We start from the raw sequence: 11,856 nt of genomic DNA on the forward strand, positions 1-11,856 counted from the left end.
ATCGCCGATGGTAGTGTGGGGTTTCCCCATGTGAGAGTAGGTCATCGTCAAGATTAACTTCCGAAACCCCTATCTGCGTCTGCAGGTAGGGGTTTTGTTTTTGCGCGCAAGAAGCTCACAGTCTTGCGTTTTCTATGCAACGGCTCTAGGCATGGATATCATGCGTGCCTCATTGTGAGGCGGGATGCGCATGCTGACGTTGTTAAAGCTTCTGAAGGACGGTCGATTTCACTCTGGACAAGCGCTTGGTGCTGCTTTGGGCATTAGTCGCAGTGCTGTGTGGAAGCAGCTTCAGCATTTAGAGGCCGACCTGAATCTATCCATTCACAAGGTGCGTGGTCGTGGCTATCAATTGGCTACACCGCTGACGCTTCTAAATCCTGCCGAGATCGCCGGACAAGCGCCGGATTGTGCGTGGCCGGTGATGATTTTCGACTCTATTGACTCCACTAACGCAGAGGCCCTGCGCTCTATCGAGAGGGGGCTGCCTGCGCCGTTTGTTGTGCTTGCAGAGAGACAGACTGCTGGTAGGGGGCGGCGGGGTCGAAAGTGGGCAAGTCCTTTCGCAGAAAACATTTATTACAGTCTGGTACTGCGTATAGATGGCGGTATGCGACAACTTGAGGGGCTCAGTCTCGTCGTCGGTTTGGCTGTAATGCAGACCTTGCGTGAGTTGGGAGTGCTGGAGGCGGGTCTGAAGTGGCCAAATGACGTTCTAGTCGGTCAGAAAAAGATTGCCGGGATACTATTGGAGTTGGTTGGCGATCCTGCTGATGTGTGCCACGTCGTCTTGGGTGTAGGGATTAACGTGAACATGCAGATGACTGAGGAGGTCGATCAGCAATGGACCTCGATGCGCCTCGAGGCGGGCAAGGCTTTCGATCGCAATCACCTGGTTGCTAGCCTAGGGGGGATGCTTCAGAAGTATTTGAGTCTCCATCAGGATTCGGGCTTTGCCGCTATCCAGGCGGAATGGGAGCAGAACCATCTATGGCAAGGACGCGCAGTTTCGTTGATCGCTGGAGTTAACCAGATCGATGGAATTGTAATGGGCATCGATCGGCAGGGCGGGTTACGTTTGAAGGTGGGTGGCGTGGAAAAAGTATTCAGTGGCGGTGAGCTCAGCTTGAGGTTGCGCAATGATTCTTGAGCTCGACTGCGGTAATAGCTTCATCAAGTGGCGTGTGCTTCTTGCTGATGCGGCTCGTGTATTTGCCGAGGGTGTGGTTGATTCGGATCTCGCTCTGCTGGACAGCTTGCATAAGTGTGACGGGTTGCTCCTGACGCGCTGTCGGTTAGTCAGTGTCCGGACCAATGAAGAGACTCGCGCGCTTATCTCTTCATTGGTTGACTCGTTCGGGGTATCTGTTGCCTGTGCGGCGCCGGCTCGTGAGATGTCGGGGGTTCGAAACGGTTATAAGGAGTACGAGAGGTTAGGTCTCGATCGGTGGCTTGCGATGCTCGGTGGGTTCCATCTCGCGTCTGGAGCTTGTCTGGTGCTCGATTTTGGCACTGCAGTGACAGCTGACTTCATTGCAGCGGATGGCGAGCACCTGGGCGGATTCATCTGTCCAGGAATGCCGTTGATGCGTAACCAGTTGCGCACCCATACACGGCGAATCCGTTATGACGACCTTGCAGCTGAGCGGGCATTGGAAAAGCTGGTGCCGGGTATTACAACGGTCGAAGCGGTTGAGCGCGGTTGCTCATTGATGTTGAGAGGCTTCGTCCTGACTCAGCTGGAGCTGGCGCGCAACTATTGGGGGCAGAATAATTTCACGGTGTTCCTCACGGGTGGTGATGCGGGGCTGGTTTCAGAGGTTGTGCCGGGGGCCAGGGTTGTCCCGGATCTTGTATTTGTAGGCTTGGCTATGGCGTGTCCCTTGTCCTGAGGTTTTTATGCGTTGGTTGTTTCTGTTGTTGCTGGTTCTCAATGGGTTCTATTACGTCTGGCATCAGCAGGAGGCACCTTTGCGGGCAAAAGAGGTGATGCCGCTTACCTTGTATCGTGGTTCGCAGCAGGATATCCGTTTGCTGAGCGAGTCGGCTGATGCGGTGGCGAGGCGCGACAAGGGGCGGTCGGCTGATATGGATAGCAATTGCCTTTATGTGGGGGGCTTTGCTCGTCAGGAAGCTGCTCAGGCACTCGAGCAGCGGTTGAGTGGTATGGATATCAAGGTCCGGCCGCAGTTACTCAACCTTGCTGATTCCGCCGGTTATTGGCTGCGTGTGGAGCCAGAAAGCCGGCATCTGGCGGACGATATGCTTCTGCAAAACCTTTCCAAAGAATTCAATGAGTTAAAACATAAAATAATGCCGTGCGAAGGCATTGCAACTGTCGAATAGTTTGCATAGAATGGCGCCCGCTCCGCAGTGAACACCTCTTGAGGTGTTAGCGGCGAAGCAGAAGGTCATGCAGCTAACCTCAGGTTTTTAATGAGAAAATGCTTGACAGAAGGGCAGCATAGTATAGAATGCTGCCTCGCTTAGGAGGGGTTCCCGAGCGGCCAAAGGGATCAGACTGTAAATCTGACGTCTACGACTTCGAAGGTTCGAATCCTTCCCCCTCCACCATATTTTAAGCGTGAGCTGCAAGCTCCGCGGGTATAGTTTAGTGGTAGAACCTCAGCCTTCCAAGCTGATGATGCGGGTTCGATTCCCGCTACCCGCTCCAAGTTTGCTGTTTGTGCACAGTGTTTCGCTCTTGTAGCTCAGTTGGTAGAGCACACCCTTGGTAAGGGTGAGGTCAGCGGTTCAAATCCGCTCAAGAGCTCCATATAACAAGGCAGATATGAAAATATCTGCCTTTGTTTTAATGGTTGATGTAGCTAGCTCAATTCTTCTCCTGAGGGTGATTTCGATGGCTAAGGAAAAGTTCGAACGTAATAAGCCGCACGTCAACGTAGGTACCATTGGTCACGTCGACCACGGTAAGACCACGCTGACCGCTGCGCTGACTCGTGTCTGCTCCGAGGTTTTCGGTTCGGCAAAAGTTGACTTCGACAAGATCGATAGCGCCCCGGAAGAAAAAGCTCGCGGTATCACCATCAATACCGCTCACGTTGAATATGACTCGGCTGTGCGTCACTACGCACACGTTGACTGCCCGGGTCACGCTGACTACGTAAAAAACATGATCACCGGCGCTGCCCAGATGGATGGTGCGATCCTGGTTTGCTCGGCTGCTGATGGTCCTATGCCGCAGACTCGTGAGCACATCCTGTTGTCTCGTCAGGTTGGCGTTCCGTACATCGTTGTCTTCCTGAATAAGGCTGACATGGTTGACGATGCTGAGCTGCTGGAGCTGGTTGAGATGGAAGTGCGTGATCTGCTGAGCACTTACGATTTCCCAGGCGACGACACTCCGATTATCATCGGTTCCGCTTTGATGGCTCTGAACGGCCAAGATGACAACGAGATGGGTACCACTGCGGTTCGTAAGCTCGTTGAGACTCTGGATAGCTATATTCCTGAGCCGGTTCGTGCAATTGACAAGCCGTTCCTGATGCCGATCGAGGATGTGTTCTCTATTTCTGGTCGCGGTACTGTTGTGACTGGGCGTATCGAGCGCGGAATCGTCAAGATTCAGGAAGAGATCGAGATTGTTGGTCTGCGTGATACTATCAAGACTACTTGTACGGGTGTTGAGATGTTCCGCAAGTTGCTCGACGAAGGTCGTGCTGGCGAGAACTGTGGTGTTCTGCTGCGTGGTACCAAGCGTGACGACGTTGAACGTGGTCAGGTTTTGGTCAAGCCAGGTAGCGTGAAGCCTCACACCAAGTTTGTTGCTGAGGTTTACGTTCTGAGCAAGGAGGAGGGTGGTCGTCATACCCCATTCTTCAAGGGTTACCGTCCGCAGTTCTACTTCCGTACGACTGATGTGACCGGTAATTGCGAATTGCCGGAAGGCGTTGAGATGGTGATGCCGGGTGATAACGTTCAGATGACCGTTACCCTGATCAAGACCATTGCAATGGAAGATGGTTTGCGTTTCGCCATTCGTGAGGGCGGTCGTACCGTCGGCGCCGGTGTCGTGGCAAAAGTCATCGAGTAAGTTGTTGAAGTATCTTTGTCGGGCCGACATAATGGTCGGCCTGATTTTGTTTTTAGGTCAGTAGCTCAATTGGCAGAGCGACGGTCTCCAAAACCGTAGGTTGGGGGTTCGATTCCCTCCTGACCTGCCAGATTCACTCGGTGTGTCTGGCTTTCTTTTCACAGGATTTTCTTAGATGACACCCAAGGCTGAAGCTCAAGGTTCTCGCTTCGATCTGCTTAAGTGGCTTGTAGTAGTCGCTTTGGTGGTTGTCGGTGTTGTGGGTAATCAGTATTACTCCGGTTCGCCGATCCTGTACCGCGTACTCGTGTTGCTCGTCATTGCTGCTGTAGCTGCCTTTGTAGGCCTGCAGACTGTCAAGGGCAAGTCTTTCTTTGTACTGGTTAAGGAAGCTCGCACCGAAATTCGTAAAGTCGTATGGCCAACTCGCCAAGAAACCACGCAGACCACGTTGATTGTTGTGGCTGTTGTTCTGGTTATGGCGTTGCTGTTGTGGGGGCTTGACTCCCTGCTCGGCTGGCTTGTTTCCTTGATTGTTGGCTAAGGGTGTCCCGTGGCTAAGCGTTGGTACGTTGTGCATGCTTACTCGGGTTACGAGAAGCATGTCATGCGCTCGTTGATCGAGCGTGTGAAGCTGGCTGGCATGGAAGAAGGCTTTGGCGAAATTCTGGTTCCCACTGAAGAAGTGGTTGAAATGCGTAATGGCCAGAAACGCAAAAGCGAGCGCAAGTTCTTTCCAGGCTATGTGCTGGTTCAGATGGATATGAATGAGGGTACTTGGCACTTGGTCAAGGATACTCCTCGTGTGATGGGTTTCATCGGCGGAACCGCCGACAAGCCCGCGCCGATCACCGACAAAGAGGCTGAAGCCATTCTGCGTCGTGTTGCTGATGGTAGCGACAAGCCGAAGCCGAAGACGTTGTTCGAGCCGGGTGAAGTGGTGCGCGTCACAGATGGTCCGTTTGCTGATTTCAACGGTACTGTCGAAGAAGTTAACTACGAAAAGAGCCGGATCCAAGTGGCAGTGCTCATTTTCGGTCGCTCTACTCCGGTAGAGTTAGAGTTCAGTCAGGTCGAAAAGGCATAACTGAACAAGCATCCCATACCCCCGCAGCCCTAGGCTGTGGGGTTTTGTCGTCACTGGGATAAACGCGCAAGTAACCGGGGAGCCTTTTCAGGCGTTTGAACCCGTAATTGGAGTGCCTCATGGCTAAGAAGATTACTGCTTACATCAAGCTGCAAGTGAAGGCCGCACAGGCCAACCCAAGTCCACCCGTCGGCCCGGCTCTGGGTCAGCACGGCGTGAACATCATGGAATTCTGCAAGGCATTCAACGCCCGTACTCAGGGTCTTGAGCCAGGTCTGCCGACTCCTGTGATCATCACTGTTTACAGTGACCGCAGCTTCACTTTCGAAACTAAAAGCACCCCAGCTTCGGTTCTGCTGAAGAAGGCTGCTGGTCTGACTAGCGGTTCCGCTCGTCCGAACACCGTTAAGGTTGGCACCGTGACTCGTGCTCAGCTGGAAGAAATCGCGAAAACCAAAAACGCGGATCTGACTGCAGCTGATATGGAAGCAGCCGTGCGTACTATCGCCGGTTCTGCTCGTAGCATGGGCCTTAACGTGGAGGGTGTGTAATGGCTAAGTTGACCAAGCGTCAAAAGGCTATCGCCGGCAAAATCGAAGCAGGCAAGGCCTACAACTTTGTAGATGCCGCTGCTCTGCTGACCGAGCTGTCGACTGTCAAGTTCAGCGAGTCGGTTGACGTCGCTGTAAACCTGGGTGTTGACCCGCGTAAATCCGACCAGGTTGTTCGTAGCGCTACTGTGCTGCCGCACGGCACTGGCAAGACCGTTCGCGTTGCTGTTTTCACCCAGGGCCCAGCCGCTGAAGCTGCTCTGGCTGCCGGCGCTGATCGCGTAGGTATGGACGATCTGGCTGCTGAAATGAAGGGTGGCGACCTGAACTATGACGTCGTTATTGCTTCCCCGGATGCAATGCGCGTTGTTGGTCAGCTGGGTCAGATCCTCGGTCCACGTGGCCTGATGCCTAACCCTAAAGTCGGTACTGTTACTCCAGACGTCGCTACCGCGGTTAAAAACGCGAAGGCTGGTCAGGTTCGTTATCGCACCGACAAAAACGGCATCATTCACACTTCCGTTGGCAAGGTCGGTTTCGACGCCGTCAAGCTGAAGGAAAACGTTGAAGCCCTGATCGCTGATCTGAAACGTATCAAGCCGGCCTCCTCGAAAGGCATCTACGTCAAGCGCGTTACCCTGAGCACCACTATGGGCCCAGGTTTGGTCATCGACCAAGGTTCGCTGGACGTATAAGACACAAATTGGCGTGAGAGATCGCGCCAATTGAAAGATTGGGGTCCCTGCCTGGCGGGGGCTATCCAAGACCGTAGGCGACGCAAGTCTTAAACCTCAAGCCTACGCAGATGGTGCTCCCGGTTCCTTACCGAATCAGACACCAAAACGACATCCGGTCTCGACTGGATGAAACGGTAACAAGCAGGAGTTAAACCCGTGGCAATTAAACTCGAAGACAAGAAGGCCATCGTCGCTGAAGTCAACGAGGCTGCCAAAGTCGCTCTGTCCGCTGTCGTGGCTGATGCCCGTGGCGTAACAGTAGGCGCGATGACCGGACTCCGTAAAGAGGCTCGTGAAGCTGGCGTTTACGTACGTGTTGTACGTAACACCCTGCTCAAGCGCGCTGTTGCTGACACTGAATACAGTGTTCTCAACGACGTGTTCACTGGCCCGACCTTGATCGCGTTCTCCAACCAACATCCTGGCGCTGCTGCCCGTTTGTTCAAGGAATTCGCCAAAGGTCAGGACAAGTTCGAGATCAAGGCAGCTGCGTTCGAGGGCAAGTTCCTCGCAGCTAATCAGATCGACGTACTGGCAACTCTGCCGACCCGTGACGAAGCAATTTCCCAGCTGATGAGCGTGATTCAAGGCGCTACCAGCAAGTTGGCTCGTACTCTGGCGGCTATTCGCGACCAAAAAGAAGCTGTTGCAGCCTAAGGCTGAGCACTTCCTTTCGCGCTTTTTTGTTTATTTCGATGGTCGCGTAGGCCGTCCCCAAATCAGGAATTAGAGTCATGTCTATCTCTCAAGACGATATCCTCAACGCCGTAGCTGAAATGTCCGTTATTCAGGTTGTTGAGCTGATCAAAGCTTTCGAAGAAAAATTCGGCGTTACCGCTGCTGCTGCTTCCGCTGGCCCAGCTGTTGCTGCTGCCGTTGCTGAAGAGCAAACCGAATTCAACGTCATGCTGCTTGAAGCTGGCGAGAAGAAAGTTAACGTGATCAAGGCTGTACGTGAGCTGACCGGTCTGGGCTTGAAAGAAGCCAAGGCTGTAGTTGACGGCGCTCCAGGCATGGTTCTGGAAGCTGTAGCTAAAGACGCTGCTGACAAAGCCAAGGCTACCTTGGAAGAAGCAGGCGCTAAAGTCGAGCTGAAGTAAGCATCGACTTTGCGTCTCCAGCCCAAGCGTTAAGCGGAAGGCTGATGGCTGGTGGCTCTTGCCACCGGCCTTTTTCCGTTATTGGCAATCGACTCGGTCGTCGCCACTAACGTGCTGTAACCACCCGATGCGGTGGCGCAAACCATGGGGTTTGCAAGATTTTCTGGCTGCTCCCGTCGGGAGGGGCCAAACAAGCAGGTGACCAAGCTGGGGAACGCTGATGGCTTACTCATATACTGAGAAAAAACGTATCCGCAAGGACTTTAGCAAGTTGCCGGACGTCATGGATGTGCCGTACCTCCTGGCCATCCAGCTGGATTCGTATCGTGAATTCTTGCAAGCGGGAGCGACTAAAGATCAGTTCCGCGACGTGGGCCTGCATGCGGCCTTCAAATCCGTTTTCCCGATCATCAGCTACTCCGGCAATGCTGCGCTGGAGTACGTCGGTTATCGCTTGGGCGAACCGGCATTTGATGTCAAAGAATGCGTGCTGCGCGGTGTCACGTACGCCGTACCTTTGCGGGTAAAAGTTCGTCTGATCATTTTCGACAAAGAATCGTCGAACAAAGCGATCAAGGACATCAAAGAGCAAGAAGTCTACATGGGTGAAATCCCCCTGATGACTGAGAACGGTACCTTCGTAATCAACGGTACCGAGCGCGTAATCGTTTCCCAGTTGCACCGTTCCCCGGGCGTGTTCTTCGACCACGACCGCGGCAAGACGCACAGCTCCGGTAAACTGCTGTACTCCGCGCGGATCATTCCTTACCGCGGTTCGTGGCTGGACTTCGAGTTCGACCCGAAAGACTGCGTGTTCGTGCGTATCGACCGTCGTCGCAAGCTGCCTGCATCGGTACTGCTGCGTGCGCTTGGCTATACCACTGAACAAGTGCTCGACGCGTTCTACACCACCAACGTATTCCATGTGCAGGGTGAAAGCCTCAATCTGGAGCTGGTGCCTCAGCGCCTGCGTGGTGAAATTGCTGTTCTCGATATTCAGGATGACAAAGGCAAGGTTATTGTCGAGCAGGGTCGTCGTATCACCGCTCGTCACATCAATCAGCTGGAAAAAGCCGGGATCAAAGAGCTGCAAGTGCCTCTGGACTATGTCCTGGGTCGCACTACCGCCAAGGTCATCGTGCATCCGGCAACCGGCGAAATCCTGGCTGAGTGCAACACCGAGCTGAACACCGAGATCCTGGCGAAAATTGCCAAGGCCCAGGTCGTTCGCATCGAGACGCTGTACACCAACGATATCGACTGTGGTCCGTTCGTCTCCGACACTCTGAAGATCGACTCCACCAGCAACCAATTGGAAGCGCTGGTCGAGATCTATCGCATGATGCGTCCTGGCGAGCCGCCAACCAAAGATGCTGCCGAGACCCTGTTCAACAACCTGTTCTTCAGCCCTGAGCGCTATGACCTGTCTGCGGTCGGCCGGATGAAGTTCAACCGTCGTATCGGTCGTACCGAGATCGAAGGTTCGGGCGTGTTGTGCAAAGAAGATATCGTCGCAGTCCTCAAGACTCTGGTTGATATCCGTAACGGCAAAGGCATCGTCGATGACATCGACCACCTGGGTAACCGCCGTGTTCGCTGCGTAGGCGAAATGGCTGAAAACCAGTTCCGCGTTGGCCTGGTGCGTGTTGAGCGTGCGGTCAAAGAGCGTCTGTCGATGGCTGAAAGCGAAGGCCTGATGCCGCAAGACCTGATCAACGCCAAGCCAGTGGCTGCGGCGGTGAAAGAGTTCTTCGGTTCCAGCCAGCTGTCCCAGTTCATGGACCAGAACAACCCGCTGTCCGAGATTACCCACAAGCGTCGTGTCTCTGCACTCGGCCCTGGCGGTTTGACTCGTGAGCGTGCCGGCTTTGAAGTTCGTGACGTACACCCGACTCACTATGGTCGTGTATGCCCGATTGAAACGCCGGAAGGTCCGAACATCGGCCTGATCAACTCCCTGGCCGCTTATGCGCGCACCAACCAGTACGGCTTCCTCGAGAGTCCGTACCGTGTGGTGAAGGACGCTCTGGTCACTGACGAGATCGTGTTCCTGTCCGCCATCGAAGAAGCTGATCACGTGATCGCTCAGGCTTCGGCCACGATGAACGATAAGAAAGTCCTGATCGACGAGCTGGTAGCTGTTCGTCACTTGAACGAGTTCACCGTCAAGGCGCCGGAAGATGTCACCTTGATGGACGTTTCGCCGAAGCAGGTAGTTTCGGTTGCTGCGTCGCTGATCCCGTTTCTCGAGCACGATGACGCCAACCGTGCGTTGATGGGTTCGAACATGCAGCGTCAGGCTGTACCGACCCTGCGTGCCGACAAGCCGTTGGTCGGTACCGGCATGGAGCGCAACGTTGCTCGTGACTCCGGCGTTTGCGTCGTGGCTCGTCGTGGCGGCGTGATTGACTCGGTCGATGCTAGCCGTATCGTGGTTCGTGTTGCTGATGACGAAGTTGAAACCGGCGAAGCTGGTGTCGACATCTACAACCTGACCAAGTACACCCGTTCCAACCAGAACACCTGCATCAACCAGCGTCCACTGGTGAGCAAGGGTGATCGGGTTCAGCGCAGCGACATCATGGCCGACGGCCCGTCCACCGATATGGGTGAGCTGGCTCTGGGTCAGAACATGCGCATCGCGTTCATGGCATGGAACGGCTTCAACTTCGAAGACTCCATCTGCCTGTCCGAGCGTGTGGTTCAGGAAGACCGTTTCACCACGATCCACATCCAGGAACTGACCTGTGTGGCGCGTGACACCAAGCTTGGGCCAGAGGAAATCACTGCAGACATCCCGAACGTGGGTGAAGCTGCACTGAACAAACTGGACGAAGCCGGTATCGTTTACGTAGGTGCTGAAGTTGGCGCAGGCGACATTCTGGTAGGTAAGGTCACTCCGAAAGGCGAGACTCAGCTGACCCCGGAAGAAAAACTGCTGCGTGCCATCTTCGGTGAAAAAGCCAGCGACGTTAAAGACACCTCCCTGCGTGTGCCTACCGGCACCAAAGGTACTGTTATCGACGTACAGGTCTTCACTCGTGACGGTGTCGAGCGTGATGCTCGTGCTCTGTCGATCGAGAAGACCCAGCTCGACGAGATCCGCAAGGACCTGAACGAAGAGTTCCGTATCGTTGAAGGCGCTACTTTCGAACGTCTGCGTTCCGCTCTGGTCGGCCACAAAGCCGAAGGCGGCGCCGGTCTGAAGAAAGGTCAGGAAATCACCGACGAAGTTCTCGACGGTCTTGAGCATGGCCAGTGGTTCAAACTGCGCATGGCTGAAGATGCTCTGAACGAGCAGCTTGAGAAGGCCCAGGCCTACATCGTTGATCGCCGCCGTCTGCTGGACGACAAGTTCGAAGACAAGAAGCGCAAACTGCAGCAGGGCGATGACCTTGCTCCAGGTGTGCTGAAAATCGTCAAGGTTTACCTGGCAATCCGTCGTCGCATCCAGCCGGGCGACAAGATGGCCGGTCGTCACGGTAACAAGGGTGTGGTCTCCGTGATCATGCCGGTTGAAGACATGCCGCACGATGCCAATGGCACCCCGGTCGACGTCGTCCTCAACCCGTTGGGCGTACCTTCGCGTATGAACGTCGGTCAGATCCTTGAAACCCACCTGGGCCTCGCAGCCAAAGGTCTGGGCGAGAAGATCAACCGCATGATCGAAGAGCAACGCAAGATCGCTGATCTGCGCAAGTTCCTGCACGAGATCTATAACGAGATCGGCGGTCGCAACGAAGAGCTGGACACCTTCTCCGACCAGGAGATCATGGACCTGGCTAAGAACCTGCGCGGCGGCGTTCCGATGGCCACTCCAGTGTTCGACGGTGCCAAGGAAAGCGAAATCAAGGCCATGCTGAAACTGGCTGACTTGCCAGAAAGCGGCCAGATGCAGCTGACTGACGGCCGTACCGGCAACAAGTTCGAGCGTCCGGTTACCGTTGGCTACATGTACATGCTGAAGCTGAACCACTTGGTAGACGACAAGATGCACGCTCGTTCTACTGGTTCTTACAGCCTGGTTACCCAGCAACCGCTGGGTGGTAAGGCACAGTTCGGTGGTCAGCGTTTCGGGGAGATGGAGGTCTGGGCGCTGGAAGCATACGGCGCGGCATACACTCTGCAAGAAATGCTCACAGTGAAGTCGGACGATGTGAACGGTCGGACCAAGATGTACAAAAACATCGTGGACGGCGATCACCGTATGGAGCCGGGCATGCCCGAGTCCTTCAACGTGTTGATCAAGGAAATTCGTTCCCTCGGCATCGATATCGATCTGGAAACCGAATAACACGTGACGCGAATCGAGAGCGGGGCAGGATTG

General features: G+C 54.6%; 11 protein-coding genes and 4 tRNA genes. All 15 read left to right on the forward strand.

The features are described 5' to 3' along the window. The first annotated feature begins 190 nt into the window (after nucleotides 1-190). The 15 genes from birA (at nucleotide 191) to rpoB (ending at nucleotide 11,823) form a co-directional block, all read left to right on the forward strand. Nucleotides 191-1,150 carry a bifunctional biotin--[acetyl-CoA-carboxylase] ligase/biotin operon repressor BirA gene (birA, locus tag AC07UI_RS24620; protein ID WP_494994961.1) on the forward strand — a complete coding sequence of 320 codons (960 nt, stop codon included), beginning with the start codon at nucleotides 191-193 and terminating at the stop codon, nucleotides 1,148-1,150. Then, nucleotides 1,140-1,892 (forward strand): pantothenate kinase, encoded by a 753-nt coding sequence (locus tag AC07UI_RS24625; protein WP_494994962.1) that lies wholly within the window; start codon nucleotides 1,140-1,142, stop codon nucleotides 1,890-1,892. Before birA ends, AC07UI_RS24625 begins: the two co-directional genes overlap by 11 nt. 7 nt (nucleotides 1,893-1,899) lie before the next feature. Next, nucleotides 1,900-2,346 (forward strand): hypothetical protein, encoded by a 447-nt coding sequence (locus AC07UI_RS24630; protein WP_494994963.1) that lies wholly within the window; start codon nucleotides 1,900-1,902, stop codon nucleotides 2,344-2,346. A gap of 143 nt (nucleotides 2,347-2,489) precedes the next feature. Then, a tRNA-Tyr gene (locus AC07UI_RS24635) sits at nucleotides 2,490-2,574 on the forward strand. Between the two features lie 26 nt (nucleotides 2,575-2,600). Next, nucleotides 2,601-2,674: transfer RNA gene (locus AC07UI_RS24640), tRNA-Gly, on the forward strand. A gap of 26 nt (nucleotides 2,675-2,700) precedes the next feature. Next, a tRNA-Thr gene (locus AC07UI_RS24645) sits at nucleotides 2,701-2,776 on the forward strand. 84 nt (nucleotides 2,777-2,860) lie between these two features. Continuing rightward, nucleotides 2,861-4,054: an elongation factor Tu gene (gene tuf / locus AC07UI_RS24650; RefSeq protein WP_150804250.1), complete on the forward strand. Its 1,194-nt coding sequence runs from the start codon at nucleotides 2,861-2,863 to the stop codon at nucleotides 4,052-4,054. Between the two features lie 54 nt (nucleotides 4,055-4,108). Beyond that, nucleotides 4,109-4,184: transfer RNA gene (locus tag AC07UI_RS24655), tRNA-Trp, on the forward strand. 45 nt (nucleotides 4,185-4,229) lie between these two features. After that, the gene (gene secE, locus AC07UI_RS24660) at nucleotides 4,230-4,598 is read left to right on the forward strand and encodes a preprotein translocase subunit SecE (RefSeq protein WP_494994964.1); all 369 of its coding nucleotides are present in this window, start codon (nucleotides 4,230-4,232) and stop codon (nucleotides 4,596-4,598) included. 9 nt (nucleotides 4,599-4,607) lie between these two features. Continuing rightward, nucleotides 4,608-5,141, forward strand: a complete 534-nt coding sequence (nusG, locus tag AC07UI_RS24665; RefSeq protein WP_123573478.1) for a transcription termination/antitermination protein NusG — start codon at nucleotides 4,608-4,610, stop codon at nucleotides 5,139-5,141. Nucleotides 5,142-5,260: 119 nt separating this feature from the next. After that, nucleotides 5,261-5,692: a 50S ribosomal protein L11 gene (rplK, locus tag AC07UI_RS24670; protein ID WP_007933726.1), complete on the forward strand. Its 432-nt coding sequence runs from the start codon at nucleotides 5,261-5,263 to the stop codon at nucleotides 5,690-5,692. Beyond that, nucleotides 5,692-6,387, forward strand: a complete 696-nt coding sequence (gene rplA / locus AC07UI_RS24675; protein ID WP_003232403.1) for a 50S ribosomal protein L1 — start codon at nucleotides 5,692-5,694, stop codon at nucleotides 6,385-6,387. The genes rplK and rplA overlap by 1 nt, the downstream gene beginning before the upstream one ends. A 198-nt stretch (nucleotides 6,388-6,585) precedes the next feature. Continuing rightward, nucleotides 6,586-7,086, forward strand: coding sequence for a 50S ribosomal protein L10 (gene rplJ / locus AC07UI_RS24680; protein WP_095147408.1), 501 nt, complete (start codon nucleotides 6,586-6,588; stop codon nucleotides 7,084-7,086). 77 nt (nucleotides 7,087-7,163) lie between these two features. After that, nucleotides 7,164-7,529, forward strand: a complete 366-nt coding sequence (gene rplL, locus AC07UI_RS24685) for a 50S ribosomal protein L7/L12 (protein WP_494994965.1) — start codon at nucleotides 7,164-7,166, stop codon at nucleotides 7,527-7,529. A gap of 220 nt (nucleotides 7,530-7,749) precedes the next feature. Further along, entirely contained in the window at nucleotides 7,750-11,823 is a 4,074-nt protein-coding gene (gene rpoB, locus AC07UI_RS24690; RefSeq protein WP_494994966.1) for a DNA-directed RNA polymerase subunit beta, read from the forward strand. Nucleotides 11,824-11,856 lie beyond the last annotated feature (33 nt).

The sequence above is a fragment of the Pseudomonas sp. GW821-FHT04C07 genome (assembly GCF_059420325.1).

Bases quoted from the DNA above. Each gene is read 5' to 3' on its own strand.
- birA (WP_494994961.1), top strand. From the start codon at position 191: ATGCTGACGTTGTTAAAGCTTCTGAAGGACGGTCGATTTCACTCTGGA.
- AC07UI_RS24625 (WP_494994962.1), top strand. From the start codon at position 1,140: ATGATTCTTGAGCTCGACTGCGGTAATAGCTTCATCAAGTGGCGTGTG.
- AC07UI_RS24630 (WP_494994963.1), top strand. From the start codon at position 1,900: ATGCGTTGGTTGTTTCTGTTGTTGCTGGTTCTCAATGGGTTCTATTAC.
- tuf (WP_150804250.1), top strand. From the start codon at position 2,861: ATGGCTAAGGAAAAGTTCGAACGTAATAAGCCGCACGTCAACGTAGGT.
- secE (WP_494994964.1), top strand. From the start codon at position 4,230: ATGACACCCAAGGCTGAAGCTCAAGGTTCTCGCTTCGATCTGCTTAAG.
- rplK (WP_007933726.1), top strand. From the start codon at position 5,261: ATGGCTAAGAAGATTACTGCTTACATCAAGCTGCAAGTGAAGGCCGCA.
- rplA (WP_003232403.1), top strand. From the start codon at position 5,692: ATGGCTAAGTTGACCAAGCGTCAAAAGGCTATCGCCGGCAAAATCGAA.
- rplL (WP_494994965.1), top strand. From the start codon at position 7,164: ATGTCTATCTCTCAAGACGATATCCTCAACGCCGTAGCTGAAATGTCC.
- rpoB (WP_494994966.1), top strand. From the start codon at position 7,750: ATGGCTTACTCATATACTGAGAAAAAACGTATCCGCAAGGACTTTAGC.